The sequence below is a fragment of the Acidocella aromatica genome, assembly GCF_014201825.1.
Taxonomy (GTDB): Bacteria; Pseudomonadota; Alphaproteobacteria; order Acetobacterales; family Acetobacteraceae; genus Acidocella; species Acidocella aromatica.
On record NZ_JACHFJ010000009.1, the window covers coordinates 1 to 26,065 of the forward strand.

Below are 26,065 nucleotides of genomic sequence, written 5' to 3' on the forward strand. Positions count from 1 at the left end.
GCCTTGTACGAGCACCGCATCTTCACCGAGGCCGCCATCTGGAACATCAACGCTTTCGACCAATGGGGCGTCGAGTTGGGTAAGGAACTGGCGACCCAGCTGAGTCCGGTGGTGGCGGGCAAGGTGGATGCCAGCGGGCAGGATTCGTCCACGGTGGCCATCATTAATTTTATGCAATCGGTGCGCTAGCTCTTCCATTGCTTCCCACCGAAGGGAATTTAGAACCTTCGGTAGAATGTAGAGTAATGGGGAGATTGCGTAGATGCCGCCGGATGTATCAGGTCAACCCGATCCTCTGGCACGGTTTGCCGGGCATGTCGCGCATGACCTCAACAATCTCCTCACGGCCATTCTCGGTAATTTGGAGCTTCTGCAAAGCCGCGCCCGGCGCAACGGCGTTTCGGAGTTCGATGGTTTTATCGAGAGTGCGAACCGCGCTGGAGGCCGCGCCGTGCAATTGGTGCATCGTCTGACGGTATTCTCCGGCGGCGATGCGCAGGAACCGTCACTGCAATTCCTTGGGCAGCTGATCCAAGGGCTGGAGGAACACGCGCGTAGCGGGAACATCAAAGTCACGTTCCGGGTCGCCAATACGGATGCGCTCCTCCTGTGTGATCCTGCCCGGGCTAATATTGCCTTGGTGGAACTGCTCAACAATGCCGCCGATGCGATTGCCGAGGGAGGAGAGATTTCCGTCGAGGCCGGCGCGCCGGATGGGCTGGTCTTCATCCGCGTGCGGGATACGGGCCGTGGCATGGCGCCTGAGACGCTGGCCAAAGCAGGGGAGGTGTTTTTCACCACCCAGCCCAGCCGGGCCGGCAGAGGGCTGGGGCTGCCGATCGTCGCGCGATTCGCGGCGGAGACCGGGGGCAGGATGGAGATTGCGAGTGAGCTTGGCCGGGGTTGTCAGGTAACGCTTAGCTTGCCGCGGGCGGGCGCGTAAATTTGGCTGGGACGGGAGGATTCGAACCTCCGTATGGCGGAATCAAAATCCGCTGCCTTACCGCTTGGCGACGTCCCAAAACGCTGGCGCACTCATAGGTCCGGTTGGGTCTGCTCGTAAAGCCCCCCACCCCAGCGCCACCAGCCGGGATGGCTGATTACCGCCGCAGCCGCAGCAGCTTCGGCCGGGGTGGCGAAGATGGCGAAGCAGGTGGCGCCCGAGCCGCTCATGCGGGCGAGCTTGGCGCCGGGCAGGGCGGTCAGCGTGTCCAGCACCTCGCCGATGACCGGCTGGATGCCGATCGCCGCCGTTTGGAGGTCGTTGGTGCAGTTCAGTAGGTCGGTCACCATGGCGTCCACGCTGGTCCAGGCCTTGGGCAGGTTGGCTGCGGGGGTGAAGCCGCCCTGGCGGGCCTTGAATACGGCGGGGGTTGGCACCGCCACGCCCGGATTGACCAGCACCATGCCGAATTCCGGCAGGCGCGGCACCGTGGCCAGGATCTCGCCGATGCCCTGCATGCGCGCGGGGCGGGAGGCGAGGCAGACGGGCACGTCGGCCCCCAGTTGCAGCGCCAAGGGCGGCAGCTCGGCGTTCAGGGCCCAAAGCTGGCTCAAGGCGCGCAGCGCCGCCGCGGCATCCGCCGAGCCGCCGCCGATGCCGGAGGCGACGGGCAGGTTTTTTTCCAGATGCAGCGCCGCTCCCCGCCCCGGCGCCAGAAGCCTGGCGGCGCGTAGCAGCAGATTGTCTGCTTCGGCTTGCAGCACGGCGCCGAACGGGCCGGAAATCTCCAGTGACAATGCGGCGGCGTCCTCGACCCGCACATTGTCTCCCACGGCGGGGAACACGGCTAGGCTGTCGAGCAGATGGTAGCCGTCTTCCCGTTTGGCGGTGACGTGCAGGTACAGATTGACCTTGGCCGGCGCGAACAGGCTGATCATCAGGGCGTGGTTCCGAAATGCTGCTGGATCTTGGCGTTCAGCTCGGCGGCGAGCTTGTCGTCCGGGTGCAGGGAAAGTGCCCGTTGCCACTGATAGGCCGCCTGCAACGGCTGGCCGTTCTGCCAGAAGGCGTCGCCCAGATGCCCGTTCACTTCCGGGTCATCGGCGGAGAGCTGCACGGCCTTGAGCAGCAGGGCCAGCGCGTCCTTGGTGTTGCCTTGCTTGAGTTCGATATAGCCGAGCGAGTCGATCAGCGCGCCGTCATTCGGGTCCAGGCTGAGGGCGCGTTGCAGCATCGCCTTGGCTTCGGGCAGCTTCTCGTTGTTCAGGGCCCAGCTATAGCCGACGTAATTCAGCACATAAGGCTGGTTGGGCGAGAGTTTCAGCGCCTGCAGCATGTCCGGCTCGGCGGAGGCCCAGCCGCTGGTTTCGTCTTCGCAGATGCCGCGGTCAAAGAACAAGCTCCAGGCGTCCGTTGGGGCTGGCTGGCCGACGGCGTTCAGTGCCTGATTGTAATAGGTCATCGCCGCCGGACATTGATCGGCGTTGCGCAGAATGTCGCCGGTGGCGCCGAGCAGTCCGGGATTACCGGGATTGGCTGCGATCAGCCCTTGCATCAGCGCCACGGCCTGGTCCGGCTGTTTGAGGGAGGAGAGCAGCGCCGCTTCCTGCACGGTCGCCGGGCCGTAGAGGGGATCGGTTTTCTGGATTGGCTGCAGCGTCGTCAGGGCGTTCCGCATCTGCACGGGTGTGGGGGTGAAGCTGGGATCGTCGCTGCCAGTCTGCGTGTTGGCCAGCAGCAGCCGGGCGGCGGCGAGGTCCGGGCGCAGTTGCAGGGCGAAGCGCAGCAGGATGGTGCGTAGGAAGGCCTCCTGCGGCTGGTTCAGCGAGCCGGCGAGGGTGAGGTATGCCTCGGCCATGCCATCGGCCGCCGTGGTGATAACGGGCTTGGAGATCTGCGCTTGGAGCTGCGGCAGGGCGATCTGCAAATCGGGGTGCGCCGAGATCAGCGTGTTCAGCGTGGTGTTGGCCTGGGCGAGTTGCCCCTGCCGCGCCTGCCAGCTGGCCAGGATCTGCGCGAGGCGCAGGTTCGGCTGCGAGGTATCGACATTAGCGTAAAGCTGGGCGGCGGATTTGGTGTCGCCCGCCGCATCGGCGATCAGCGCCGCGTTGAGCACATAGACCGGGCCGAAGGCGGGGTCGGTGAAATAGCCGCCGAGGCCGGTCAGCGCGGCCTGCTCGTTCCCTTCCCCCAGTTGGGCCCAGGCATAGAGCAGCGGCTTGATCAGCCCGGCCAGATTGTCCTGCGGCAGGGCGTGAAAAAGCTGCTTGGCCTGGTCGAAATTGCCCGAGAGCGCCGCCTGGTTGGCGAGCAGCAGCGTGGCCAATGTGTTGTTCGGCAGCTTCGGGGCGAGTTGGACGGCTTCGGGGTTGCCGGCGAGGAGGCCGGCGAGGAAGCCCTCGGCGATCAGTTCCTGGTTGTTGCCCTGATCCTGCAGGGCGCGGGCATAGAATTTGGAGGCCGAGGCAGGGTCGCTCTGCGCCGCGGCGTAGCGCGCGGCCAGAAAAGCGCCGTAGGTGCTGTTCACATCCGGGGAGTCGGTGGCGCCGCTTGGTCCGGCGGCGCAGGCCGAGAGCATAATGCACACGGCGACGGCGCCACGGCGGCCAAACAGCGAGGTCATCTTCATGCCTACCGTGTAGCAGCGCGTTTCAACCTCGGCAAAACCCAAAATTGGCCTTGCCCGGATGCGCTTGTGGCCCCTGCGGGGCTGCGTTACGCTCAGCCTTATGCGCCCAGGCTTTATGGCAACCACCCATGACATCACGGTTGAGGTCCAGGTTTTCTACCTGGCCGATCAATCCAAGCCGGATTCGGGCGAGTTCTTCTGGGCGTATCAGATCACTATCGTCAATAACGGCCGCTTCGCCGTGCAGCTTCTGCGCCGCAGCTGGCGGATTACCGACGCGCATGGCCGCCTGCAAACCGTGCATGGCGAGGGCGTGGTGGGCGAGCAGCCGGTGATTCAGCCAGGGGAGGCGTTTGAGTACACCTCCGGCGTGCCGCTTTCCACGCCGTCGGGCTTCATGGCCGGGCAGTACCATATGCGGGCCATACCGTCCGGCGCGCAGTTCGATATCGAGATTCCGGCCTTCAGCCTCGACAGCCCGTACCAGAACACAAGGCTGCATTAATTTTCTGAAAGGTTGCGGCGCGCGCCGCGTCACCCATATCAACCCGAAACAAGCCGCTTTGCCACGGAGACCGCTTTGAACGTTCACACCCCCGCCGACAAGCTCGCCAAGACCGAGAGCGGCCCCGAGAAGCCCAGCCGCGCCGAGGCCGAGGCCGCGATCCGCACCCTGCTGCTGTGGGCGGGCGAGGACCCGGAGCGCGAAGGGCTGAAGGATACCCCGGCCCGCGTCGCCCGCGCGTATGAGGAGTTCTTCAAGGGCTATGCCGAGGACCCGGTGGCGCTGCTGACCCGCACCTTCGAGGAGATCGAGGGTTATGACGAGATGGTGGTGCTGCGCGATATCCGAATCGAGAGCCATTGCGAGCATCACATGGTGCCCATCATCGGCCGGGCGCATGTGGCCTATCTGCCGGGCACGCGCGTCGTCGGCATCTCCAAGCTGGCCCGGGTGGTGGACGCCTATGCGCGGCGATTCCAGATCCAGGAGAAGCTGACCGCGCAGATCGCCAACACCATTCAGGACGTGCTGCAGCCGCGCGGCGTGGCGGTGGTCATCGAGGCCAACCACCAGTGCATGTCCACCCGCGGCGTGCATAAGCCCGGTGCCAGCATGGTGACGAGCCGCATGCTTGGCGCGTTCCGCGATGATCCCTCCACCCGTAAGGAGTTCCTGGCGATCATCTCGCCGCGCAATTGCGGCCCGGTCGAGGCGTGAGCGCACACGACGATTTCATGCGCCGGGCTATTGCCCTGGCGCGCCAGGGCATGGCGGGCGGGCATGGCGGGCCGTTCGGCGCGGTGATCGTGCGCGAGGGCAGGATCGTCGGCGAGGGGCATAACCGCGTGCTCTCCGCCTGCGACCCCACGGCCCATGCCGAGGTAACGGCGATCCGCGATGCGGCGGGCAAGGAGCAGACATTCGATCTCTCCGGCACCACGATCTACGTGAACGGCATGCCCTGCCCGATGTGCATGGCCGCGATTTTCTGGGCCCGCATCGACTGCGTGTACTATGCCTGCGGCCCGGAAGACGCCGAGGCGATTGGCTTCGATGACGATGAATTCTACCGCCAGCTGGCGAAGCCGCCCGGGGAGCGCTCGGTTCCGGCGATCCAGATGCCCGAATTCGTCGAGGAGGCGCGGGGCGCCTATGCCGCCTGGGCCGCGCTGCCGGCAAAGGTTCCTTACTGAGGGCGCTCTGGTGATTTTGCCCCAGCCGCTATATCCCCTCGGGCGATAGGAGCCAAAAATGCCGCAAAACACCGCTGCCAGCCCGCAGAACCGCAAGCTTGTCGCCACTTGGCTGTTTGTCCTGGCCGGGATGATCTGGGTCATGGTCGGCATTGGCGGCTATACGCGTGATTCCGGCTCGGGGCTGTCCATCATGGATTGGGACCCGATCATCGGCGCGCTGCCGCCGATGTCGGCCGATGCCTGGAACAAGCTGTTCGCGCTTTATAAGACCATCCCGCAATACCAGCTCCTGCACCAGGGCATGGACCTTGACGGGTTCAAGCAGCTTTTCTGGCCGGAATATATCCACCGGCTCTGGGGGCGGCTGATGGGCCTCGTGCTGCTGCTGCCGCTGGTTGGCTTCGCTCTCACCGGGCGCATTGAGAAGCGGCTGATCCCCTGGCTGGCGCTGCTTTTCGCGCTCGGCGGGCTGCAAGGGTTCATTGGCTGGTTCATGGTCTCCTCCGGCTTCTTCCCTAACTCCACCGCCGTGGAGCCGTGGCGCCTCAGCTTGCATTTCTTCGCCGCCATGTTCCTGCTCGGCGCGGTGCTGTGGACGGCTCTGACCGTGCAGGCCCCGGAACCGGCGCGCCCGGCTGGCTGCAAGGGGCTGAAGCGCCTGACGTTGGCAGCCTTCGTGCTGCTGCTGCTGGCCATGTTCGGTGGCACCTTCGTGTCGGGCATCCACGGCATCACGGCGTTCGATCCGGCGAATGGCATCGGCACCGGGCAGCCGCCCGCGGGCTGGCCGATGAGCGGCATCTTCACCGACACCGCGACCATCATCTTCGACCACCAGCTCCTGGCCACGCTGGCCACCATCGCCATCCTGGCCGTCACGGTGCAGACCATCCGCCACGAGCCCCCCGCCCCGGTGCGGGACGCGGCGGCGCTGATCGGGCTGCTGGTGATCCTGCAATTCGTGCTGGGAGTGACGGCGCTGGTCTCGCAAATGATCGACATTGGCGTCATCCACCAGATGAACGCGGTGCTGCTGCTGGGCGGGCTGCTCAACCTGCTGCACCGGCTGCGCGGGGCGACCGCATGAAGCCAGACAAGGCGCTCGGCACCTGGGTTCTCATCCTCGCCTGCATGGTGTTCGGCATGACGGTGGGGGGCGGACATGCCCGCACCATCGGGGCCGGGTTCACCATTCAGGTCTGGAAGCCGTTCACCGGCTGGATACCCCCGCACAGCGCCGCCGACTGGGCCTATCTCTTCGGCCTGTTCCAGAAGACCGCGCTCTACCAATCCCACCCGATCAGCCTGGACCAATACAAGGCCCTGTTCTGGCCGATGTTCCTCGACCGCTGCTGGGGGCGGTTGATGGCGCTGGTGTTCCTTATCCCCTTCACGGTGTTCCTCATCCAGGGGCGGCTGCGGGGGAAAAAGGCGCTGTGGATGGGGTTCATCTTCCTTTGCGGCGCGGGGCAGGCAGCCTTTGGCTGGTACATGGTGCAGACCGGCATGCAGCCGGGCGTGCTCTCGCCGCCGCCGCTCTGGGGTGGGCCGCATCTGGCCACCGCCATGCTCATCTTCGCCCTGCTGGTCTGGACCGGGCTGACCTTCCGCACACCCGAGCCTGTTGCCGTGCCGGGGGCGGCGCATCTGCGGAGCCTCGCCACCGCGAGCGTGGGGCTGATCTGGCTGACCATGGGCTTTGGCGCGCTGGTCGCCACCTCCAACGCCATCACCGTGTTCAACAGCTTTCCCACCATGGATGGCGCCTGGGTGCCGCCGGGGATGTTGGACCTGCACCCGCTGGCGCTGAACTTCGTGCAGAACAAGGCGACCGTGCAGTTCTGCCACCGCCTGCTGGCCACGGTGACGGCGCTGACCGTGCTGGCCACCGCCGCGACGGGCCTGCGCATGAAGCTCTCTCCCGCCTTACGAGATAATTTTCTGCTGCTCGCCGGTTTCGTGGCGTTGCAATACCTGCTGGGCATAACCACCATCGTGTTGGGCAGCGCCAATCTCGGCTATGTGCACGAGTTGAACGCCGTGCTGCTGTTTGCCACTGCCCTGGCGGCGCGGCACAAGCTGCGCGGCGCTTTGCCCGCGCCGGGGGCGCAGAGTCTACCCGCCGCGGCGGAATGAGGAGATGAGAGAGATGACCGAGGCTTTGCAGACCGCCAGCACGCTGTTCCATGGCGCCGAGGGCCTCGACCCGGATACCGCCGTGCGGCTGATGAGCCCGGCGCTGGACGGCACCGATGATGGCGAGCTGTTCCTGGAATATCGCGAGTCCGAGTCCGTCTCGCTCGATGACGGGCGCATCCGTGCCGCGAGCTTCGACACGCGCCGGGGCTTCGGCCTACGCGCCGTACTGGGCGAGGCGGCGTATTTCGCCCACGCCGGGGAGATTTCCGAGCCTGCTCTGGCCCGTGCGGCCGAGACCATCCGCGCCGCCAAGGCGTTGGAGCATTCCCTGACCGCCGCCGGCCCCGCCGTGGCGAGCAAGCCGCTTTACGCCGGGCTGAACCCGCTGGCCGAAGCGCCCTTCGCCGCGCGCGCCGAGCTGTTGCAGCAGATCGACGCCTTCGCCCGCGCCGCCGACCCGCGCGTGGTGCAGGTGATGGCGAGCATCGCCGGGGAGTGGCAGGTGATCGAGATCATCCGCGCCGATGGCTCCCGCGTGGCGGATCTGCGCCCGCTGGTGCGGCTGAATGTGTCGGTGGTGATGGAGCAGAATGGCCGCCGCGAGTCCGGTGGGCATGGCGCGGGCGGGCGTACGGGTTACGGGCCCATCGTCGCGTCGGAGTTCTGGCAGGCGGCGGTGCGCGAGGCGATCCGCCAAGCCGAGGTAAATCTGGAGAGCATCCCCGCCCCGGCGGGTGAGATGGAAGTAGTGCTGGGGCCGGGCTGGCCGGGTATTCTTCTGCATGAGGCGATCGGCCACGGGTTGGAAGGTGATTTCAACCGCAAGCAGACTTCCGCTTTCGCGGGGTTGATGGGCAGCCGCGTCGCGGCGAAGGGTGTTACCGTGGTCGATGACGGTACCATCCCCAATCGCCGTGGCTCGCTCACAATCGACGACGAGGGCACGCCAACCTCACGCACGACACTCATTGAGGATGGCATCCTCGTTGGTTTTCTGCAGGACCGGCAGAACGCGCGGCTGATGAACATGCGCGCGACCGGCAATGGCCGCCGCCAATCCTATGCCCACGCGCCGATGCCGCGCATGACCAATACCATTATGCTGGGCGGCGAGGCCTCGAAGGAGGACATGATCCGCTCGGTGAAGCGCGGGCTGTATGCGGTGAATTTCGGCGGCGGGCAGGTGGATATCACCTCCGGCAAGTTCGTCTTCACCGCCGCCGAGGCTTACCTGATCGAGGATGGCAAGGTCACCGCGCCGGTGAAGGGCGCGACGTTGATCGGCAACGGGCCGGATGCGCTGACCAAGGTGGAGATGATCGGCAATGATCTGGAACTTGACCCCGGCATCGGCACCTGTGGCAAGAACGGGCAAGGCGTGCCGGTGGGCGTCGGCCAGCCGACGATCAAGCTGTCCAGCCTGACCATCGGCGGGACTGCGGCGTAACCGCACAAAAGGAATGCCGCCTTTTTGGAAAAAGGCGGCACCCAAAAACGTTTAAAACGTGAGATCCGGGTAGGTTACTCGGACTTGAGGTGCGCGATGAGGCGCTCGATGGCGGTCGCCTTGTCGATCTGTTCGAGCGCCGCGTATTCCGCCGCCAGGCGGTCCAGGGCGGATTCATAGATCTGCCGCTCGGAGAAGCTCTGGTCGGGCTGGCCGGCATTGCGGTGCAGGTCGCGCACCACCTCGGCGATGGCCGCCGGGTCGCCGGAGTTGATCTTCGCCTCGTATTCCTGGGCGCGGCGGGACCACATGGTGCGCTTGATGCGCGCACGGCCCTTGAGCACGGCGAGCACGTCGTCGAACTGCTTCTTCGAGGCGAGTTTGCGCAGACCGGCGGTGCGGGCCTTGTTGGTCGGCACGCGCAGGGTCATGCGGTTTTCGTCGAAGGTGATGTGGATCAGTTCCAGCGTATGGCCCGCGATCTCCTCGACCGCGATGCGCTCCACCTTGCCCACTCCGTGGGTCGGGTAAACGACATAGTCGCCCTGCTGGAAGTTCTCCGCTTTGGCCGGGGCGCGGGGCGGGGAGAGCGGGCGGATCGGCCCGGCGGGGACGCCGCCATGCATCACCGGCGCGGGGGCTGCGGGGGCGGTTGCGGGTTCAACCTGCTCTTCACCTTCCGCGCGCTTGGGCTTTGGCGCTTTGTCGGTGGCTTTGGCCGTCAGGTTCGTCTCGTCTGCCGCCTCGGCCGCAGACTTGGCCGGCTTCTTCGCCACAACGGATTTCTGCTTCTCGCTCATCGCCACTCCAACCACCAAAAACCGGGTGCGGTCGATCCGCCCCCGGCTCATATAGGTGCTCTGTAACAGATTTTTCGCCCCCCGTCACCCAGGGGGCGGCCCAGCTCAGGGCTGGCCCGGCTCCAGGGAGAGCAGCGACTCCTTGCCGGGCTTGCCCTTCCACTCCTCGGCGTCGGCCGGCGGGGTACCCTTGCGGGTGATGTTCGGCCAGGACTTGGCGAGGTCGCGGTTGCGCTCGGCCCAGGCGGCGGCGCGGTCGTCGCTATCCGGGAAGATGGCTTCCGCCGGGCATTCCGGCTCGCAGACGCCGCAATCGATGCACTCGTCCGGGTTGATCACCAGAAAGTTCTCGCCAACATAGAAGCAGTCCACCGGGCAGACTTCCACGCAGTCCATAAATTTGCACTTGATGCAGTTTTCGGTGACCACGTAGGTCATCAGGCACTCCTAGATAAACAAGGCTGGATTCTTAGTTTCCCTATGCGCGCAAGGGCGAGTTTGTGCAAGTTATCCGGTACCGATCTCCCGGTAAAACGCTTGAGCTTCGGGCGCGGGGCCGCGTTTTGCGGGCAGGCCCAGAACCTCCACCACCCTTACCCCGCCGGATAAGGCGAGTGTCAGCACATCGCCAGGATGCAGCTTGGCGTGGGGCTTGTCCGTGCTCTGGCGGTTAATGCGCACGGCGCCTTTTTCCACCAGGGCGGTGGCGACTGAGCGGGTTTTGCAGAAACGCGCGAAGACGAGGAACTTATCCAGCCGCAGCCAGTCCTGCTCCTCGTCCGCCATGCGTCAGCGGCGCGCGGTTTTCTTCAGCGCTGCCAGGGCGGCGAAGGGGCTGTCCGCCAGCGCTGCGGGTTCCGGCTCCGGCGCCTGGGCGGCGGGGGCGTGGTGCGGGCGGTGCGGCTCCATCTTGCGCCGGGCCAGCATGGCGGGCGCTGCCGGGCCGTAATGCTTGGGCCCGAGCGTGCCAGTGGGGATGAGGCGAAAGCCCAGCACGTGCAGCGTGGGGGCGAGCTGGTCCGGCTTGAGCCCCATGCGCGAGCCGATATTCGGTGGCAGCAGGATGGGGTGCTTGCGCAGCAGGTAATGCAGCTCGCGGGCGACGCGCTCCACCACGTCCAGGCGGATCATCAGCTCACCGGCCTGGACCCAGCCCATGACCAGGGCAAAATCCGCCCCCCAGTTCTTGGGCATCGGCGCGCTCACCAACCCGGCGGCGGGCAGCGGGGGCGGGTTGCGGTCGTGCCAGACGCCCCAGAACAACGCGCGCAACCGGGCAGCGCCGGGCTTGAGGGCCGCGGGCAGGTAGATGGCGAAGCGACCGAGATCGATACCGAAGGTCTTGGCTTCCTGCCGTAGCTCCTGCGCCACGGGCTCGGGCGGCAGTACGCCGCCGGACTCGCTGAGCCGGTGCACGATGCCGCGCAGTGGGGCGGGTGGGTTTTCCATCGCCTTCAGCAGCGCGCCAAGGCGCTTTTCCGTCTCGGTGGCGAGCCATGTGGCGAGGCGGGCGCGCAGGCGCTCACGGGCCAGGCCGTCCAGAAACTCGGAATGGATGATATCCACGGCGGGTTTGAGGAAGGTCTCGCTCTTCTTCAGCTTGGCGATCTTCGCGCCTTCCCACTCGATGAAGCGGTCATCGGTGAGGGTGAAGGCGTCATCGGCGGCGGTTTCGGCGCGGATGATGCGCCGGGGCATCTCCTGCGCCAAAGCGCGGCGGGCGGCGCGCAGCACCAGCTTCTTCTCGGACCCCTGGGTTGAAGGATCGGGGTGGAACTGGAACCCCTCCACATGCCCGACCTCATGGCCTTCCACCAGTACTTGGCCGTTATTGGCCACGACCGCCTGCAGCTCTGCCGCCTCGGCGTCTTCCAATCGTCTCGTCAAATGTGCTGCCCTCTTATCAACAAACCGCGCCATCAGTTTTACGTGTAGCGTATCCGAAAGCCTATCCTCCACCGCGCGGGCCCGCATGGCCCAGGTGTCGGCGTCGCGCATCCAATCCGCTCTGGCGGTTATATACGCCCAAACGCGCACATCCGTCAGCCTTTGCATAAGCGTATCGATATCGCCGTCGATTTTGTCGAGGTTTTCGATCTCGCGGCGGACCCAATCCTCGGGCAGCTTCTCCGCCGCGCGCAGATGGTTGAACACCCGGCCGCAGAGTTTCACGTGCGCATCGGTGGCGAGCTTGCGGAAATCCGGGATCTGGCAGGCTTCCCAGAGCAGCTTCACCGCGTTGCGGCCCTGGGCGGCTTTGCGGATCTCGGAATCGTGGTTCAGCGCGGCCAGGGTAAGCACATCCGCCGCGTCCTGCCCGCGCACGAGGCCGGGGCGGTCTGGCGGCGCAGTCAGGCTGTCGAGCAGCGTGTCCACCGAGCGGAAATCAAGCGCCGCGTTGCGCCAGCAGAGCTGTTCCAGCGGCTCGAACTGGTGCGCTTCCACGGCCTCGGCCAGCTCTTCGCCCAGAGGTTGGCAATCCGCCGTCACACCAAACGTGCCATCGCGCATGCCGCGCCCCGCGCGCCCGGCGATCTGCCCGACCTCCGGCGCGTAGAGCAGGCGGGGCTTGTGGCCGTCGAATTTCTGCACCCCGGCGAAGGCGACATGGTTCACATCCATGTTCAGCCCCATGCCGATGGCGTCCGTTGCCACCAGGAAGTCCACTTCCTTGTCCTGGTACAGGGCCACCTGGGCGTTGCGGGTGCGGGGGCTCAGGCGGCCCATGACCACGGCGCAGCCGCCACGGCGGCGGCGCACGGCCTCGGCGATGGCATAGACCTCGGCGGCGGAGAAGGCGACGATGGCCGAGCGCGGCGGAAGGCGGGAGAGTTTCACCGGCCCGGCATAGGTGAGCTGGGAGAGGCGGGGGCGGGTCTCGATTTCCACGCCCGGCACCAGCCGCTTGAGCAGCGGCTTGATCGTTTCGGCCCCCAGGAACATGGTTTCCACCAAGCCGCGCGCGTTGAGCAGACGGTCGGTGAAGATATGGCCGCGATCCGGGTCGGCGCAGAGCTGGATCTCGTCCACGGCGAGGAATTCCACCTTGCGGTCGAGCGGCATGGCCTCCACCGTGCAGGAGAACCAGCGCGCCCCGGGGGGCACGATCTTCTCCTCGCCGGTGATGAGGGCGACGTTGCGGATGCCCTTGGCCGCCACCATGCGGTCGTAATTCTCGCGCGCCAGCAGCCGCAGCGGAAAGCCGATGATCCCGGAGGAATGGCTCAGCAGGCGCTCGATGGCGAGATGGGTTTTGCCCGTGTTGGTGGGGCCGAGAACGGCCTTCACCCGGGGCTGGAATGCTGACATGCTGCGGACTTAGGTGGGAACCGGCCTGTGCTTTACAAGCGCAGTGCCGCCAAAGCGGCGGTATGCAGGGCGGGGTTGGCGGAGGCGACGACGTCCCCCGCGGCGCCCAGGCGCAAAGGCTGCCCGGCCCAGTCCGTCACCACGCCGCCGGCGGCTTCCACCACCGGGGCCAGGGCGGCCCAGTCCCAGAGCTTGAGGCTGCATTCGGCCACCACGTCGATCTGCCCCAGGGCGAGCAGCCCGTAGGCATAGGCGTCGCCACCCCAATAGACGCGCTTGGCCGCTGCTTGCAGCTTGGCGAAGCGGGCCGCTTGTTCGGGGGAGAACATCTCCGGCGCGGTGGATGACAGCTCTGCTTCGGCCAGGGTGACGCTCTGGCGGGTGCCGATTGTGCCGCCGAAACCGCCCTTGAAGCGGGCGGGAACGCCGCGTCCGCCGATCCAGCGCTCGCCGGTGATCGGCTGGTCGATGAAGCCCAGCACCGGGGCGCCGTCTTCCAGCAGCCCGAGCAGGGTGCAGAAGGTGGTGCGGCCGGTGATGAAGGCGCGCGTGCCGTCGATGGGGTCGATCACCCAGGTATATTTGGCGTCCGGCCGGTGGGCGGGGAATTCCTCGCCGATGATCCCGAAATCGGGGAAGGCGGCCAGCAGATGCTCGCGCAGAGTCTCCTCGGCTTGGCGGTCGGCCACCGTGACGGGGCTTTCGTCGGATTTGTCGTCCGCCGAGAGGCCGACCCGGAAATGCGGGCGGATGGCGGCACCGGCGGCGTCGAGCGCCGCCTCGGCCGCGGCCACCAGGGCCTCAAGGGAGTTTGGCTGGAGAGTCGGAATTGTGGTTGAGGTAAGCAATGACATCAGCCCGTGTCTGGTCGTTCTTGATTCCGGCGAACGACATGGCCGTACCAGATGCGTAGCTGTTAGGCGCTTTCAGCCAGTCACTCAAGCTATCCGGGGTCCAGGGCTGGCCCGCCTTGGCCTGTACGGCGCTGGAATAGGTGAATCCTGGGGCCGAGAACGCCTTGGCGCCGACGATGCCGTACAGATCGGGGCCGACGCCATTGGGCCCACCTTTGGCGATGCTGTGGCAGGCACTGCATTGCTGCTGGAATACCGCCTGGCCCTTGGCTGTGTCCGCGCTGGCGAACAGGGCGTCGATACCCGGGGCGACAGCGGCGGCGGGGGCGGCAGCCTGGGCCGGCGCGGCGCTTGCGGGGGGCGCGGCGGGGATGGGCAGCGGGCTGGCGGCCAGGGTGCGCAGATAGGCAAGCACGTCGGCGCGGGTCTGGGGGTTATGGATCCCGGCATAGGACATGCCGGTGCCGGAGGCGAAGCTGCTAGGCGAGGTCAGCCAGGCGTTCATGCTGGCGTAATCCCAATTGCCTTTGGCCTTGGCCTTCACAGCATCGGAATAGGAGAAGCCGGCATGGGCGAACATCGGTCCGCCCAGAACGCCATAGAGATTGGGGCCGACGCCATTCGCCCCACCTTGGTTAAGGGTATGGCAGGCGGCGCATTGCTGCTGCACGAAGGCTTGGCCCTTGGCGGCGTCGGCGCTGGCGAGCAGGGGGATGATCGATTCCTGCCCGCCGCTGGGGGCGGCTATGGGGGCGGCGGGGGTTAGCCCGGCAAGTTGGATGGCCGGTTTTTCCGGCGCTTCGTCGGGGATGAAGATATGGGCGATGCGGTTCGCGCCCCAGAGGATGAGTCCCGCCGTTAACACGCCTGCGGCAATCTTGTTACCGAGCAGGCTGTCCTTGCCAGATTTGCCCATGGTTCCCCCAAACATCTTTAGTAATGTGATTGCACTGGACCCTAGAGCGTTTTAGGCAGGCGCGACAAGCAGGATAGAGGTCAGGCTTACGTGACACCGATTATTCTCATCCCCGCCCGGCTCGGTTCCACCCGTTTGCCGGGGAAGGTGCTGGCGGATATCGCCGGGCAGCCGATGATCGTGCATGTGCTGCGCCGCGCGCAGGAGGCGGCTCTTGGCCCCGTGGCCGTGGCCTGTTGCGAGGCCGAGGTGGCCGAGGCCGTGGAGCGCGCGGGTGGTATCGCCGTGATGACCGAGCCCGATTTGCCCTCCGGCTCCGACCGTATCCACGCCGCGCTGCATACGCTGGACCCGGCCGGCCGGCATGATGTGGTGATCAACCTGCAAGGCGATCTGCCGGCGATCGACCCGGCTTATCTCGACAAGGTTCTACGCCCGCTGGAGCTGGGTTATGATATCGGCACGCTCGTCGCCCCCGTGACCAGCGCGGAGGAGGCGCTTTCGCCATCCGTGGTCAAATGCGTGTGCGCCTTCCCCGAGGGGGTGGAGGTCGCTCCGGCGCTGTATTTCTCACGCAACCCGGTGCCTGGAGGCGAGGGGCCGTTGTGGCACCATATTGGCATCTATGCTTACCGGCGCGAGGCACTGGGGCAGTTCGTCTCGCTGCCGCCCTCGGCGTTGGAGCAGCGCGAGAAGCTGGAGCAGCTCCGCGCCCTGGAGGCGGGGATGCGCATCGGCGTGGTCCGCGTGCCGGGCGCGCCGTTTGGGGTGGATACGCCCGCCGACCTTGAACATGCCCGCCGCCTGCTGGGAACCACGCCATGACGATCATCGCCTTCCAGGGCCAGCCCGGCGCTTATTCCGACCTTGCCTGCCGCAACGCTTATCCCGGCGCGCAGACCCTGCCTTGCGAGACCTTCGAGGGGGCGATGGAGGCCGTGCGCGAGGGGCGGGCCGATCTGGCCATGCTGCCGCCGGAGAATTCCATCGCGGGGCGTGTGTCGGACATGCACGCTCTGCTGCCGGAGAGCGGGCTGTCGATCATCGGGGAGAAATTCCTGCGCATCGAACATTGCCTGCTCGCCCCGCCGGGGGCGACGATCGAGGGCATCAAGCGCATCCACTCCCACCCGGTGGCGCTGGGGCAGGTGCGTAAGCTGATCGCCGAACTTGGGGCGACGGCGGTGGTGGAGTACGATACGGCTGGTTCGGCTGAGATCGTCGAGAAGCTGAACAACCCGGAGGATGCGGCGGTGGCGTCGTCCTTGGCCGGGGAACTGCATCATTTGCAAATCCTGCGCCGCAATGTCGAGGATTTCGAGCACAACACCACGCGCTTCTACGTGATGGCGCGGGAGCCCCTGCATCTGGCCCCGGACACGCCGGACCTGATGACGACCTTCGTGTTCAATGTGCGCAACGTGCCGGCGGCGCTATACAAGGCGATGGGCGGGTTCGCGACCAATGGCGTGAACATGACCAAGCTGGAGAGCTACATGCTCAACGGCAGCTTCACCGCCACGCAGTTTCTGGCCGAGGTGGATGGGCACCCAGACCAGCCCGCGATGCGCCACGCCTTCGAGGAGCTGGCCTTCTTCTCCACCGAGATCAAGATCCTGGGTACCTATCCGGCGGATCCCTACCGGCTTAAGCAGCGCCGGAAGAACGGTTAAGCGCTCTCCCGCCGCAGGGCGGCGCCTATGCTGGCGCCGATGATGGAGGCTGCGAGCGTTACGGCGAAGCCCGCCACGTAGCGCAGCCACATTTTCTGCCATGCCAGGGCGAGCATGCCATTGACGAAGCCGCTCTGCCCGCCGATGGCGGCGGCGAAGGCGATGAAGCCCAGATAATACAGCACGTAGAAGCCATAGGGGGTCAAGGCGTTGAGCGTGCCGACCAGCGCGCCACGCCGCCTTGCGATGGCTCCGGCGACGAACCCTGAAACCAGCCCGACAGCCAGCGCCTTGCCGCCGCCCATCATTGTCAGCGTATGGTATTGGAAGCCCGGTGGTCTGTCCGGCAGGTCCTGGAAGGCCAGGAGCTGGATGAGGTGAAACAGTTTTACCCCGAGCTGCACCACCAGCCCGGCCAGAACGGCGGCGGTGAGGCGCCAAGCGGTATTTGTAGAGCGTAAATCCTGGGTCATGTGTGCGGTATAAACGCAAAGGGCCGGGAAATCTCCCGGCCCTATCCGATCAGGTGTTCATCGCGTCGAAGAAATCGGCGTTGCTCTTGGAGTATTTCAGCTTGTCCAGCAGGAACTCCATGGCGTCGGTCGTGCCCATCGGGTTGAGGATGCGGCGCAGCACCCACATCTTGGAGAGCACGGACTTGTCCACCAGCAGCTCCTCCTTACGGGTGCCGGACTTGGTGATGTCGATGGCCGGGAAGGTGCGCTTGTCGGAGAGCTTGCGGTCAAGGATCAGCTCGGCATTGCCGGTGCCCTTGAACTCTTCGAAGATCACCTCGTCCATGCGGCTGCCGGTATCGATCAGCGCCGTGGCGATGATGGTCAGCGAGCCGCCTTCCTCGATGTTACGCGCGGCGCCGAAGAAGCGCTTGGGGCGCTGCAGGGCGTTGGCGTCCACACCGCCGGTGAGCACCTTGCCGGACGACGGCACAACAGTGTTGTAGGCGCGGGCGAGGCGGGTGATGGAGTCGAGCAGGATCACCACGTCGCGCTTATGCTCGACGAGGCGCTTGGCCTTCTCCAGCACCATCTCGGTCACCTGCACATGGCGGGTTGCTGGTTCGTCGAAGGTGGAAGCCACGACCTCGCCGCGCACGGAGCGGGACATGTCGGTGACTTCCTCGGGGCGCTCGTCGATCAGCAGCACCATCAGGAACACTTCCGGGTGGTTGGCGGTGATCGAGGCGGCGATGTTCTGGAGCATCACCGTCTTGCCGGTACGCGGCGGGGCGACCACCAGGGCGCGCTGACCCTTGCCGATGGGGGCGACCAGATCGATGACGCGGGAGGTGTAGTCCTTCTGCTGGCCCTTCACGGTCGGCTCGGCGATCTCCACTTCCATCTTCAGGCGGGAGGTGGGGTAGAGCGGCGTGAGGTTGTCGAAGTTGATGCGGTGTTTCACCGCCTCGGGGGACTCGAAATTAATCTTGTCGACCATCACGAGGCTGAAATAGCGCTCGCCTTCCTTGGGCGCGCGGATCTCGCCATCGACCGTGTCGCCCGTGCGCAGGCCGTAGCGGCGCACCTGGGCGGGGGAGACGTAGATGTCCTCGGGGCCGGGGAGGAAGTTGGCTTCCGGGTTGCGCAGGAAGCCGAAGCCGTCGGGCAGGATTTCGAGCGTGCCATCGCCGTGGATGGCTTGGTCGTTCTCGGCGAAGGCCTTCAGGATGGCGAACATCATGTCCTGCTTGCGCAGCGAGGACGCGTTCTCAACCTCAAGCTCCTCGGCGAGGTTGAGCAGATCAGTCGGGGTTTTTGCCTTTAATTCGGCGAGATGCATGGGGATCCAATCGATGGATTCGCCGCGGCAGAACTGCCGCAACACGGATAGGAGTGTGAGAAAATGCGCCAACCCTGGACGATGGGCGGCACTCGGCACGGACGGCCTGACACTCTAATGGTGCTTTCCCTCAAAAACGTCAAGACGGGGTAGGGTTACAGTCAGTAAGGGAGGGGGCGTGCCCCCTCGGTTAGCTGGCGATGATGAACTCCGCTTGGGTCTGTTCGCGGATCTGCTCAATGGTCACATCCGGCGCGTGTTCCACCAGCACGAGGCCTGGTGAGCTGTCCTTCACCACGTCGAACACGGCGAGGTCGGTGATGATCTTGCTGACCACGCCCTTGCCGGTGAGCGGCAAGGTGCATTGCTTGAGGATTTTCGGCTCGCCCTTGGCGGTGTGCTCCATAAGCACCACCACGCGCGGCACGCCCGCCACGAGGTCCATGGCGCCGCCCATGCCCTTCACCATCTTGCCCGGAACCATCCAGTTGGCGAGGTCGCCGTTTTCGGCCACCTGCAGCGCGCCGAGGATGGAGATGTTGATATGCCCGCCGCGGATCATGGCGAAGCTGGCGGCGGAGTCGAAGAAGCTGGTGGTCGGCAGTTCCGTCACCGTCTGCTTGCCGGCGTTGATGAGGTCGGCATCCTCCTCGCCCTCATAGGGGAAGGGGCCCATGCCCAGCATGCCATTCTCGGACTGGAGCTGGATGGTCATGCCCGGGGGGATATGGTTGGCCACCAGCGTGGGAATGCCGATGCCGAGATTGACATAGAACCCGTCCTGCAGCTCGGCGGCGGCCTTGGCGGCCATCTGGTCGCGTGTCCAGGGCATGATTACGCCTCCTTCTTGCGCACGGTGCGCTGTTCAATGCGTTTCTCGACATGGTCGAGCTTGACGAGGCGTTTGACGAAGATGCCCGGGGTGATGATGTGATCCGGGTCGATCTCGCCCGGCTCGACCAGATGCTCGACCTCGGCGACCGTCATTTTCGCGGCGGTGGCCATCATCGGGTTAAAGTTGCGGGCAGTCTTGCGGTAGATCAGGTTGCCCTCGGTATCGGCCTTATAGGCGTGGACGATGGCGAGATCCGCGAACAGGCCGGTTTCCATCACGTAATGGCGGCCGTTGAACTCGCGGGTCTCCTTGCCCTCGGCGATGGCCGTGCCGTAGCCGGTGGCGGTGAAGAAGGCGGGGATACCCGCACCACCGGCGCGGATGCGCTCGGCCAGCGTGCCCTGCGGGTTGAACTCGATCTCCAACTCGCCGGAGAGGTATTGCTTGGCGAAGGTGGCGTTCTCGCCCACATAGGAGGAGATCATCTTGCGGATCTGCCTGGTTTCCAGCAGCACGCCAAGGCCAACGCCGTCGATGCCCGCATTGTTGGAGATGACGGTGAGGTCCTTCACGCCGGACTCCCTGATCGCGCCGATCAGCGTCTCGGGGATGCCGCATAGACCAAACCCGCCGGACATGATCGTCATGCCGTCGCGCAGCAGCCCGGAAAGGGCTGTAGTGGCGTTGGGGTAAACTTTACTTACGGCCATGTTTCCTCGCTTGTTGCGTGGTTTGCCTCAACGGATCGCCACGGCTTTCATCCCCGCGAAGGGGTGTGGCTGTCAAGCCGCCGCTACGGCAAAGAAAAAGCCCGGAACCGTTGCCGGTTCCGGGCTCAATCAGGCTAGAAGCGGCTTAGCGCTTAACTAGGCAGGCGAGCGTTACCGCTCGACGCACATGGCAACGCCCATGCCGCCGCCGATGCACAGCGTGGCGAGGCCCTTCTTGGCGTCGCGGCGCTTCATCTCGTGCAGCAGGGTGGTGAGGATGCGCGCGCCCGAGGCGCCGATCGGGTGGCCGATGGCGATGGCGCCGCCGTTCACGTTCACCTTCGCGGGGTCGAGGCCGAGATCCTTGTTCACGGCGCAGGCCTGGGCGGCGAAGGCCTCGTTGGCCTCGACCAGGTCGAGATCGGCGACCGACCAGCCAGCGCGGGCCAGGGCCTTCTTGGAGGACGGGATCGGGCCGGAGCCCATCACCGCCGGGTCCACGCCCGCGGTGGCGAAGCTGGCGATGCGGGCCAGCGGGGTGAGGCCGCGGGCGGCGGCTTCCTTGGCGCTCATCACCAGCAGCACGGCCGCGCCGTCGTTGATGCCGGAGGCGTTGCCGGCGGTCACGGTGCCGTCCTTGGTGAAGGCGGGCTTGAGCTTGGCCATGGTCTCGGTGGAGGCGTCGTGGCGGATGTACTCGTCCTGGTCCACCACGACATCACCCTTGCGGGTGGTCAGGGTCACCGGGGCGATCTCGTCCTTGAACTTGCCGGCCTTCTGCGCGGCGGAGGCCTTCTGCTGCGAGGCCAGGGCCAGGGCGTCCTGCTCATCGCGGCTGATCTGCCAGTGTTTGGCCACGTTCTCGGCGGTGACGCCCATGTGATAGCCGTTGAAAGCGTCCCACAGGCCGTCCTTGATCATGGTGTCGATCAGGTTGGTGTCGCCCATCTTGGTGCCGGAGCGCAGATAGGTGGCGTGCGGCGAGAGGCTCATGCTCTCCTGCCCACCGGCGGCGACGATCTTGGACTCGCCGGAGAGCACCTGCTGGGCCGCCAGCGCCACGGCGCGCAGGCCCGAGCCGCAAACCTGGTTGATGCCGAAGGCGGTCTTGTCGTCCGGGATGCCGGCGAGGCGGGCGGTCTGGCGGGCGGGGTTCTGGCCCTGGGCGGTGCTCAGCACCTGGCCGAGAATGACTTCGTCGATATCGGCGGGGGAAAGCCCGGCACGCTCGATGGCGGCCTTGAGCGCGACGCTGCCGAGGACATGCGCGGGGGTGGAGCCGAAGGCGCCGTTGAAGCTGCCGACGGCGGTGCGGGCAGCCGAGACGATGACGATGTCTTCCATTATTTGTTCCTTCTGGTTGGCACTCGTTGCGCGGGCACTCTTTGCGCTAGCGGATCATAGGCTGTGGACCCAGTCAGCGAAAGGTCGCCAGAGTGAAGTTTCCGATGCGGAGCCCGCGACCATGCCTATATGCCCAGCCTTGGGTTGGAGGATAGTGGCTTGGGGAAGCCGCGCCGCCAAGGCCTGGGCGGAGACGGCGGGAACCAGCCTGTCCCGCGCCGGAATGGCGCAAAAGGCGGGCAGGGCGAGCTGGGCAGGGTCCACCACCTGGCCGGCCACGCGCCATTGGTTGCGCACGGTGTTGTTGGCCACGTACCAGCCGCCAAGCGTCTCGCGCGCCACCGGGGCGGCCAGGGGCACGCCGTCGGCCAGCCAGTCCTCCATGGCCACGAAGCGCTGTGCCCGGGGCAGGGTTTTGTCCTGCGCGGCGAAGTCCCGGTATTTGTCGCCCACGCCGTAGGGATCGACCATGGCGAACAGGGTGTTCAGGGCGTCGATGGGCAGGGTGCTGGAGAATTGCAGCATCATCTCGATGGCGGGCATCGCCTCGCTGATGCGCTTGGGCAGGGTGGCGTCGGCGGCGTGGAAATCCCACGGCGTGGCGAGCAGGGCCAGCGCGCGGACTTTGCCGGTGCCGGATTGCTGGGCGCGGAGCGCCGAGGCCAGGGCCAGCAGCCCGCCCATGCAGTATCCGGCCAGAATGACCGGACCGGGAATGGCCGCCAAGGCGCGTTCAAGCCGTCCGGCGATGTAGTCGGTCAGGGAGAACTGGCGCTCGACTTGGCCTGGCCAGCCCCAGTCCAGCAGATAGGGGTGCAGGTTCTGGGTGCCGAGGAAGCGCAGCATGGAGCCGCCTTCCATCAGGTCCAGGATGTAGGCGCGGTTGATCAGGCTGGGGACGAACAGTACGGAGGGGCCTGTGCCGCCGTAATCCAGCAGCTGGGTTTCCTCCTCCTCCCAGATGGCCGGCGGGGGGCGCAGCTCACGCATATAAGGGGCGCTGCGATACGCGGCGATGCCCGCGATCAGCGCCCGGTCCCGGCGCAGGATCTCCTCAAGAGTTGTCTGCTGGGCCGCCGGGTTGGGGGGATTGTCTGGCCAGGAATTCGCCCAGACGCTGTTCCAGTTCAGCGACGCGGCGCTTGAGCTGCTCGACCTCATCCACGCCAGGCTGAGATGCAGCATCAGTGGCCGAGGCCCGCGCCGGCTGAGCGGCGCTGGGGCTTCCGGACGGCGAGTGGTCATGCGGCAAATACGCAGCGGCAGCGTTTGCCGCCTGCGCCCATAACGCCAAGGTCGAGGCCCAGGTCTCGCGCAGTTCCCGGTCCGCCGCCATGGCGGTTAGCTCGCTCTGCCATAGGACTATGAAATCCCTGGCAAGGTTGTCGTCCATCGTACATTCGGCCCCTGCATGCCCGCCGGCGACTCCTAGCGCGGCCTGGAAAAATCCGCCATAAGTGTAATGCGCCAGTACACTGTGCAACGCACAAATTTCGTGTTTGAATAAAAACGTCTCGCCGCAAACCGGCGAAAATGGGATGGAAGAAAAAAATTCATGACCGAAAGCGCCGATTCCAAGACACAGCCCGTGGTTGTTAAAAAATACGCCAATCGGCGGCTCTATAACACCGAAAGTTCAAGCTATATAACCTTGGACAATCTGGCGGAAATGGTCCGCAAGGACCGTGATTTCGTGGTTTACGACGCGAAATCCGGCGAGGATATCACCCGCAGCGTGCTGACTCAGATCATCGTGGAAGAAGAGGGTAAGGGCAACGCCCTGATGCCGACGAACTTCCTGCGCCAGCTGATCGGTGTTTACGGCAGCAACGTTCCCAACATGTTGCCACGCTATTTCGAGCAGGCGATGGAGAACCTCGCCCGCCAGCAGGAGAGCGTGCGCGCCACGGTGAGCAAGACCTTTGGGCCCTTCATGCCGCCGGGGATCGAGGAAGTCGGCCGCAAGAACATGGAGATGATGGAGCGCGCCATGGCGCTGTTCTCTCCGTTCTACCGGGAAGGCGAGGCAAAACAGGCCCAAACCCCGGCGGCGAAAGCCCCCCAGGAGGCGCAGGAGGAAATCACCAACCTGCGCGCCGAGGTGGAGCGGCTGCAGCAGGAATTGGCGGCCCTGCGCGGCCAGAACAAATAAGGTTTACCCTGGCCCCGGGGCCGCATGGACGGCCCTGGGAGCATCGGCTAGAGAATCTGAGTATGAGACATTTTCGTTCTACGGCCCTCGGTCTGGTCCTGTGTTTGGGGGCCGGACCTGCTTTGGCGCAGATATCGATGGGCGGCGGCGGCGCGCCTCAGCCGCAGGCTCGCACCCCGGATATCGCGCCCCCCGCAGTGCCGGGTGCCGGTGCCGGAGCGCCTCTGGCCACGGGGCCGAAAATGCAGCAGCCAGCCTCGGGCGACCCGACGGCCGCGCTGTTCACCGCGATCAACAAGGGCGACTATAGCGGCGCGCAGGATGCGCTGGGCCGTGGCGCGGACCTGAACGCGAAGAACCAGTTCGGGGAAACGCCGCTTGATCTGTCGATTTCTTTGAATCGTAATACGATCACCTTCCTCTTGCTGCAGACTCGCAACGAGATGGGCGGGATGTCTGGCCCGGTGGGGCCGACTTGGACCCTAGGCAACCCCGCGCCGGCGCCGGTGCATAAGGGGAAGACGAAGGAAGCGAACCCCGCTCCCGCCCCCCATGCCGTGGCGCCTAAGCCGGTGCCGCATCATGCGGCTCCCGCCGCGATAGGGAACAAGGGCACGCCCAATCCGCAGGCAGGCTTCCTGGGTTTCGACCCGAAGAACTGAGCCAACGGCTCAGCTTTCGGGTGTCCAGCGTGAGACCTCGATTTCGCCTTCCCGTATGGGAGGTGGGGTCGGCTTTGTGCCGCCCTGCGAGCGCCAGCGCTGCATGCGCCACACATAGGCCAGAACCTCGGCGCAGGCGCGGTACAGCGCCACCGGCACATGCTCGCCGGGTTCCACATGCCGGTACACGGCGCGGGCCAGAGGCGGAGCCTCCACCACCGGAATACCTAGCCCCCGGCCGCGTGAGACGATCTCTTGCGCCAGCAGCCCCACGCCCTTGGCAAGCAGCATCGGGGCTTTGTCCGACCCTCGGCGGTAGCGGATGGCGCAGGCGTAATGCGTGGGGTTGGTGACGATGACCGACGCCTCGGGGATGCGCTTCATCTGCCGGGCGCGGGCCATCTTCCGCGCCAGCTGGCGTTGGCGGCCCTTTACATGCGGGTTGCCAGCGGCTTCCTTCATTTCCTCGCGGATCTCGGTGTCCGACATCTTCAGCTTTTGCCGGTGCAGCCAGTATTGCAGCCCCAGATCGCCCGCCGCGAACAATGCCAGCACCATGCAGATGGCGGTGATAACCTGTAACGTGATGCCGATGACCGGCCCGGCATTGGGGAAGGGCAAAAAGCCGAGGCCGACGAAGTCATCCTCACGCAGCCAGATGGACAGCGCTCCCACCCCGCCGATGACAACAAATTTGACGATGGATTTGCCGGTTTCGACAAAGCTGGATTTGGAGATGATCTGACCCAGCCCGGTCTGGGGCATGAGCTTCGAGGCGTCGAACTTGAGCAATTGCAGCGCGAAGACCCAGCCGCCGGAGGCCAGGCTGGTGGCGAGCGCGATGGCGGCGATGAGCGCCAGCAGCGGGAAGATGGCGCTGAACATTTCGCCGCTCCAGCTGGCGGCGGCGGCGGGGCTGGAGGTGCCGGCACTAGCGAGCCAGGCAGCGCAGTCATCTTGCAGATGCGCGCCGATGTCCGCCGCGGCGCCCAGTGTCAGCAACGTGATGACGACGACCCCCGCGGCCTTGGGCAGATCCGCTGAGCGGCGGACGTCACCGCGTTCGGCGGCCTGGGCGAGGCGGCGCTCGGTTGGGGCGTGGTGTTTGTCGCCGCTGTCTTCAGCCATGGGGCAGCAGCGCGGTCACCGCGTCCATACAGGTGGTGGTGAGGTGCGCCGCCGCCGGGCCGATGGCCGGAAGGCTGGCGGTGGTGACCCAGAGCCCGGCTAGGATGAGCAGCGGGAAGCCGATGGAGAGCAGATTCATGCTCGGGGCGAAAATGGTGGTGAGGCCCACGGTGAGGTTGACGCAGAGCGATACAGCCACCACCGGCAGCGCCAGCCCCAGTGCCGCGCTGAACAATGTGCCCCCCAGCCCGGCGAGGCTGGCCCAGGAGGAGAGCGGCGCCACGCCGATGCCATGTGCGAAGGAATGGGCCAGGGCGGAGAACAGCCAGAGCGGACCACCCGCCGCCATGAAGCCGAGCAGCCCGGCCCAGAGCATGACGTCGTAAAGGACCGGCGTGATGCCGGAGGATTCGCGGAATTGAAGTTCGGCGAAGGAGAGACCCATGGAGAGGCCAGCGATTTCGCCCGCGCAGGCGATGGCGGTGACGACGATCTGCATCACCATGCCCAGTAGCGCGCCATAGGCGATCTGTACGATGCCCGCGTAAATTGCGCTGAACGGATCGGCCGGGAAGGGCGGCAGGTCGGGCAGCCACATGGCCAGAGCAGCGGCATATGCGGCGGCGAGGATGGACTTCACCATGGAGGGAATCATGGCAGAGCCGTACAGCGGTGCGGTGAGGAACAAGCCAGTGATACGCAAGAACGGCCACAGGAAATGGCCGAGCCAAAGCATGATCTGGGCTTGGTCTAGTACCATGACTGTCGCACCAGCGTCGGGGCGTGAGTGATGAAAAGCGTAGCCATGGTCTCGAATATATTGAGCGCACCAAAACCGCCGGTGAGTGCGAGGATGATTAAGGCAAAGGTTTTGGGCAGCAAGGCGAAGGTGGCGTCCTCGATCTGCAACGCGCCTTGCAGCAGCGAGGTGATAAGGCCCACCAACACTAGAATCAGGATGAGCGGCGCCGTGGCATTGAAGGCGGTGCCCATCGCCTCATGCAGCAGCTTAATGTAGAGCGGCAT

Annotated in this window: 28 protein-coding genes, 1 tRNA gene and 1 pseudogene; 12 read left to right on the forward strand and 18 right to left on the reverse strand. The window is 65.6% G+C overall.

Translation table 11 applies throughout. From position 1 onward, the window contains the following. Both HNP71_RS09710 and HNP71_RS09715 read left to right on the forward strand, forming a co-directional pair. Window positions 1-189 (forward strand): annotated as a pseudogene (locus HNP71_RS09710) (glucose-6-phosphate isomerase); the annotation flags it as partial. 73 nt (window positions 190-262) lie between these two features. Continuing rightward, the gene (locus HNP71_RS09715) at window positions 263-943 is read left to right on the forward strand and encodes a sensor histidine kinase (RefSeq protein ID WP_183266725.1); all 681 of its coding nucleotides are present in this window, start codon (window positions 263-265) and stop codon (window positions 941-943) included. A gap of 3 nt (window positions 944-946) precedes the next feature. Here HNP71_RS09715 and HNP71_RS09720 read toward each other — a convergent pair. The 3 genes from HNP71_RS09720 to HNP71_RS09730 all read right to left on the reverse strand — a co-directional run bounded on the left by HNP71_RS09720 (window position 947) and on the right by HNP71_RS09730 (window position 3,572). Continuing rightward, window positions 947-1,021: transfer RNA gene (locus HNP71_RS09720), tRNA-Gln, on the reverse strand. A gap of 14 nt (window positions 1,022-1,035) precedes the next feature. Then, window positions 1,036-1,881, reverse strand: coding sequence for a 4-(cytidine 5'-diphospho)-2-C-methyl-D-erythritol kinase (locus HNP71_RS09725; RefSeq protein WP_183266726.1), 846 nt, complete (start codon window positions 1,879-1,881; stop codon window positions 1,036-1,038). Continuing rightward, entirely contained in the window at window positions 1,881-3,572 is a 1,692-nt protein-coding gene (locus tag HNP71_RS09730; protein ID WP_183266727.1) for a tetratricopeptide repeat protein, read from the reverse strand. The genes HNP71_RS09725 and HNP71_RS09730 overlap by 1 nt, the downstream gene beginning before the upstream one ends. A gap of 115 nt (window positions 3,573-3,687) precedes the next feature. Between HNP71_RS09730 and apaG the strand changes: the two genes are divergently transcribed. From apaG to tldD, 6 genes are all read left to right on the forward strand, one after another. Further along, the gene (gene apaG / locus HNP71_RS09735; protein WP_246344167.1) at window positions 3,688-4,077 is read left to right on the forward strand and encodes a Co2+/Mg2+ efflux protein ApaG; all 390 of its coding nucleotides are present in this window, start codon (window positions 3,688-3,690) and stop codon (window positions 4,075-4,077) included. 75 nt (window positions 4,078-4,152) lie between these two features. Then, a complete protein-coding gene (gene folE, locus HNP71_RS09740) occupies window positions 4,153-4,794 on the forward strand; it encodes a GTP cyclohydrolase I FolE (RefSeq protein WP_183266729.1) in 642 nt (213 codons plus the stop codon). Next, entirely contained in the window at window positions 4,791-5,270 is a 480-nt protein-coding gene (locus HNP71_RS09745) for a nucleoside deaminase (protein WP_343062381.1), read from the forward strand. Before folE ends, HNP71_RS09745 begins: the two co-directional genes overlap by 4 nt. A gap of 58 nt (window positions 5,271-5,328) precedes the next feature. Further along, window positions 5,329-6,360 (forward strand): COX15/CtaA family protein, encoded by a 1,032-nt coding sequence (locus HNP71_RS09750; protein ID WP_183266730.1) that lies wholly within the window; start codon window positions 5,329-5,331, stop codon window positions 6,358-6,360. Continuing rightward, window positions 6,357-7,409, forward strand: a complete 1,053-nt coding sequence (locus HNP71_RS09755; protein WP_183266731.1) for a COX15/CtaA family protein — start codon at window positions 6,357-6,359, stop codon at window positions 7,407-7,409. The genes HNP71_RS09750 and HNP71_RS09755 overlap by 4 nt, the downstream gene beginning before the upstream one ends. A gap of 13 nt (window positions 7,410-7,422) precedes the next feature. Further along, window positions 7,423-8,859 carry a metalloprotease TldD gene (gene tldD, locus HNP71_RS09760; protein WP_183266840.1) on the forward strand — a complete coding sequence of 479 codons (1,437 nt, stop codon included), beginning with the start codon at window positions 7,423-7,425 and terminating at the stop codon, window positions 8,857-8,859. Between the two features lie 74 nt (window positions 8,860-8,933). Here the strand turns inward: tldD and HNP71_RS09765 are convergent, their stop codons facing one another. From HNP71_RS09765 to HNP71_RS09790, 6 genes are all read right to left on the reverse strand, one after another. After that, a complete protein-coding gene (locus HNP71_RS09765) occupies window positions 8,934-9,710 on the reverse strand; it encodes a CarD family transcriptional regulator (RefSeq protein ID WP_246344168.1) in 777 nt (258 codons plus the stop codon). A 54-nt stretch (window positions 9,711-9,764) separates the two neighbouring features. Next, the gene (fdxA, locus tag HNP71_RS09770) at window positions 9,765-10,097 is read right to left on the reverse strand and encodes a ferredoxin FdxA (RefSeq protein ID WP_183266732.1); all 333 of its coding nucleotides are present in this window, start codon (window positions 10,095-10,097) and stop codon (window positions 9,765-9,767) included. Window positions 10,098-10,166: 69 nt separating this feature from the next. Further along, window positions 10,167-10,445 (reverse strand): RNA-binding S4 domain-containing protein, encoded by a 279-nt coding sequence (locus tag HNP71_RS09775; protein ID WP_183266733.1) that lies wholly within the window; start codon window positions 10,443-10,445, stop codon window positions 10,167-10,169. 3 nt (window positions 10,446-10,448) lie between these two features. Continuing rightward, complete coding sequence (locus HNP71_RS09780) at window positions 10,449-12,968, reverse strand: helicase-related protein (RefSeq protein WP_183266734.1); 2,520 nt, start codon at window positions 12,966-12,968, stop codon at window positions 10,449-10,451. A gap of 32 nt (window positions 12,969-13,000) precedes the next feature. After that, window positions 13,001-13,822, reverse strand: a complete 822-nt coding sequence (locus tag HNP71_RS09785; RefSeq protein ID WP_183266735.1) for an inositol monophosphatase family protein — start codon at window positions 13,820-13,822, stop codon at window positions 13,001-13,003. Beyond that, on the reverse strand, window positions 13,770-14,738 hold the full coding sequence (locus HNP71_RS09790) for a c-type cytochrome (RefSeq protein ID WP_221246776.1): 969 nt from the start codon (window positions 14,736-14,738) through the stop codon (window positions 13,770-13,772). The genes HNP71_RS09785 and HNP71_RS09790 overlap by 53 nt, the downstream gene beginning before the upstream one ends. Before the next feature lie 90 nt (window positions 14,739-14,828). Between HNP71_RS09790 and HNP71_RS09795 the strand changes: the two genes are divergently transcribed. Then, window positions 14,829-15,563, forward strand: coding sequence for a 3-deoxy-manno-octulosonate cytidylyltransferase (locus HNP71_RS09795; protein WP_183266737.1), 735 nt, complete (start codon window positions 14,829-14,831; stop codon window positions 15,561-15,563). Continuing rightward, entirely contained in the window at window positions 15,560-16,411 is an 852-nt protein-coding gene (locus HNP71_RS09800) for a prephenate dehydratase (protein ID WP_183266738.1), read from the forward strand. The genes HNP71_RS09795 and HNP71_RS09800 overlap by 4 nt, the downstream gene beginning before the upstream one ends. Here the strand turns inward: HNP71_RS09800 and HNP71_RS09805 are convergent. The 6 genes from HNP71_RS09805 to HNP71_RS09830 form a co-directional block, all read right to left on the reverse strand. Beyond that, window positions 16,408-16,884 (reverse strand): hypothetical protein, encoded by a 477-nt coding sequence (locus HNP71_RS09805; RefSeq protein ID WP_183266739.1) that lies wholly within the window; start codon window positions 16,882-16,884, stop codon window positions 16,408-16,410. The genes HNP71_RS09800 and HNP71_RS09805 overlap by 4 nt on opposite strands. Window positions 16,885-16,933: 49 nt before the next feature. Next, window positions 16,934-18,208, reverse strand: a complete 1,275-nt coding sequence (gene rho, locus HNP71_RS09810) for a transcription termination factor Rho (RefSeq protein ID WP_183266740.1) — start codon at window positions 18,206-18,208, stop codon at window positions 16,934-16,936. Window positions 18,209-18,398: 190 nt separating this feature from the next. After that, the gene (locus HNP71_RS09815; protein WP_183266741.1) at window positions 18,399-19,040 is read right to left on the reverse strand and encodes a CoA transferase subunit B; all 642 of its coding nucleotides are present in this window, start codon (window positions 19,038-19,040) and stop codon (window positions 18,399-18,401) included. 2 nt (window positions 19,041-19,042) lie between these two features. Next, window positions 19,043-19,753: a CoA transferase subunit A gene (locus tag HNP71_RS09820; RefSeq protein WP_183266742.1), complete on the reverse strand. Its 711-nt coding sequence runs from the start codon at window positions 19,751-19,753 to the stop codon at window positions 19,043-19,045. Between the two features lie 171 nt (window positions 19,754-19,924). Then, window positions 19,925-21,097: an acetyl-CoA C-acetyltransferase gene (locus tag HNP71_RS09825; protein WP_183266743.1), complete on the reverse strand. Its 1,173-nt coding sequence runs from the start codon at window positions 21,095-21,097 to the stop codon at window positions 19,925-19,927. A 54-nt stretch (window positions 21,098-21,151) separates the two neighbouring features. Next, entirely contained in the window at window positions 21,152-22,342 is a 1,191-nt protein-coding gene (locus tag HNP71_RS09830) for an alpha/beta fold hydrolase (RefSeq protein ID WP_183266744.1), read from the reverse strand. A gap of 310 nt (window positions 22,343-22,652) precedes the next feature. Between HNP71_RS09830 and phaR the strand changes: the two genes are divergently transcribed. Together phaR and HNP71_RS09840 are read left to right on the forward strand one after the other, a co-directional pair. Next, a complete protein-coding gene (gene phaR / locus HNP71_RS09835) occupies window positions 22,653-23,249 on the forward strand; it encodes a polyhydroxyalkanoate synthesis repressor PhaR (protein WP_183266745.1) in 597 nt (198 codons plus the stop codon). A 122-nt stretch (window positions 23,250-23,371) separates the two neighbouring features. Continuing rightward, window positions 23,372-23,911, forward strand: a complete 540-nt coding sequence (locus tag HNP71_RS09840; protein ID WP_183266746.1) for an ankyrin repeat domain-containing protein — start codon at window positions 23,372-23,374, stop codon at window positions 23,909-23,911. A 9-nt stretch (window positions 23,912-23,920) separates the two neighbouring features. On the opposite strand, the gene HNP71_RS09845 is transcribed toward HNP71_RS09840, so the two are convergent. The 3 genes from HNP71_RS09845 to HNP71_RS09855 are packed head-to-tail and all read right to left on the reverse strand — an operon-like array spanning window position 23,921 to window position 26,065. After that, window positions 23,921-25,039 carry an EscU/YscU/HrcU family type III secretion system export apparatus switch protein gene (locus HNP71_RS09845; RefSeq protein WP_183266747.1) on the reverse strand — a complete coding sequence of 373 codons (1,119 nt, stop codon included), beginning with the start codon at window positions 25,037-25,039 and terminating at the stop codon, window positions 23,921-23,923. Next, the gene (locus HNP71_RS09850) at window positions 25,032-25,799 is read right to left on the reverse strand and encodes a flagellar biosynthetic protein FliR (RefSeq protein WP_246344169.1); all 768 of its coding nucleotides are present in this window, start codon (window positions 25,797-25,799) and stop codon (window positions 25,032-25,034) included. The genes HNP71_RS09845 and HNP71_RS09850 overlap by 8 nt, the downstream gene beginning before the upstream one ends. Further along, window positions 25,790-26,065, reverse strand: a complete 276-nt coding sequence (locus HNP71_RS09855; RefSeq protein ID WP_183266748.1) for a flagellar biosynthetic protein FliQ — start codon at window positions 26,063-26,065, stop codon at window positions 25,790-25,792. The genes HNP71_RS09850 and HNP71_RS09855 overlap by 10 nt, the downstream gene beginning before the upstream one ends.

Coding starts and splice junctions, on each gene's coding strand:
- HNP71_RS09715 (WP_183266725.1), top strand. CDS start 263: ATGCCGCCGGATGTATCAGGTCAACCCGATCCTCTGGCACGGTTTGCC.
- HNP71_RS09725 (WP_183266726.1), bottom strand. CDS start 1,881: ATGATCAGCCTGTTCGCGCCGGCCAAGGTCAATCTGTACCTGCACGTC.
- HNP71_RS09730 (WP_183266727.1), bottom strand. CDS start 3,572: ATGAAGATGACCTCGCTGTTTGGCCGCCGTGGCGCCGTCGCCGTGTGC.
- apaG (WP_246344167.1), top strand. CDS start 3,688: ATGGCAACCACCCATGACATCACGGTTGAGGTCCAGGTTTTCTACCTG.
- HNP71_RS09750 (WP_183266730.1), top strand. CDS start 5,329: ATGCCGCAAAACACCGCTGCCAGCCCGCAGAACCGCAAGCTTGTCGCC.
- HNP71_RS09755 (WP_183266731.1), top strand. CDS start 6,357: ATGAAGCCAGACAAGGCGCTCGGCACCTGGGTTCTCATCCTCGCCTGC.
- tldD (WP_183266840.1), top strand. CDS start 7,423: ATGACCGAGGCTTTGCAGACCGCCAGCACGCTGTTCCATGGCGCCGAG.
- HNP71_RS09765 (WP_246344168.1), bottom strand. CDS start 9,710: ATGAGCCGGGGGCGGATCGACCGCACCCGGTTTTTGGTGGTTGGAGTG.
- fdxA (WP_183266732.1), bottom strand. CDS start 10,097: ATGACCTACGTGGTCACCGAAAACTGCATCAAGTGCAAATTTATGGAC.
- HNP71_RS09775 (WP_183266733.1), bottom strand. CDS start 10,445: ATGGCGGACGAGGAGCAGGACTGGCTGCGGCTGGATAAGTTCCTCGTC.
- HNP71_RS09780 (WP_183266734.1), bottom strand. CDS start 12,968: ATGTCAGCATTCCAGCCCCGGGTGAAGGCCGTTCTCGGCCCCACCAAC.
- HNP71_RS09785 (WP_183266735.1), bottom strand. CDS start 13,822: ATGTCATTGCTTACCTCAACCACAATTCCGACTCTCCAGCCAAACTCC.
- HNP71_RS09790 (WP_221246776.1), bottom strand. CDS start 14,738: ATGGGCAAATCTGGCAAGGACAGCCTGCTCGGTAACAAGATTGCCGCA.
- HNP71_RS09800 (WP_183266738.1), top strand. CDS start 15,560: ATGACGATCATCGCCTTCCAGGGCCAGCCCGGCGCTTATTCCGACCTT.
- HNP71_RS09805 (WP_183266739.1), bottom strand. CDS start 16,884: ATGACCCAGGATTTACGCTCTACAAATACCGCTTGGCGCCTCACCGCC.
- rho (WP_183266740.1), bottom strand. CDS start 18,208: ATGCATCTCGCCGAATTAAAGGCAAAAACCCCGACTGATCTGCTCAAC.
- HNP71_RS09815 (WP_183266741.1), bottom strand. CDS start 19,040: ATGCCCTGGACACGCGACCAGATGGCCGCCAAGGCCGCCGCCGAGCTG.
- HNP71_RS09820 (WP_183266742.1), bottom strand. CDS start 19,753: ATGGCCGTAAGTAAAGTTTACCCCAACGCCACTACAGCCCTTTCCGGG.
- HNP71_RS09825 (WP_183266743.1), bottom strand. CDS start 21,097: ATGGAAGACATCGTCATCGTCTCGGCTGCCCGCACCGCCGTCGGCAGC.
- HNP71_RS09830 (WP_183266744.1), bottom strand. CDS start 22,342: ATGACCACTCGCCGTCCGGAAGCCCCAGCGCCGCTCAGCCGGCGCGGG.
- phaR (WP_183266745.1), top strand. CDS start 22,653: ATGACCGAAAGCGCCGATTCCAAGACACAGCCCGTGGTTGTTAAAAAA.
- HNP71_RS09845 (WP_183266747.1), bottom strand. CDS start 25,039: ATGGCTGAAGACAGCGGCGACAAACACCACGCCCCAACCGAGCGCCGC.
- HNP71_RS09850 (WP_246344169.1), bottom strand. CDS start 25,799: ATGGTACTAGACCAAGCCCAGATCATGCTTTGGCTCGGCCATTTCCTG.
- HNP71_RS09855 (WP_183266748.1), bottom strand. CDS start 26,065: ATGCCGCTCTACATTAAGCTGCTGCATGAGGCGATGGGCACCGCCTTC.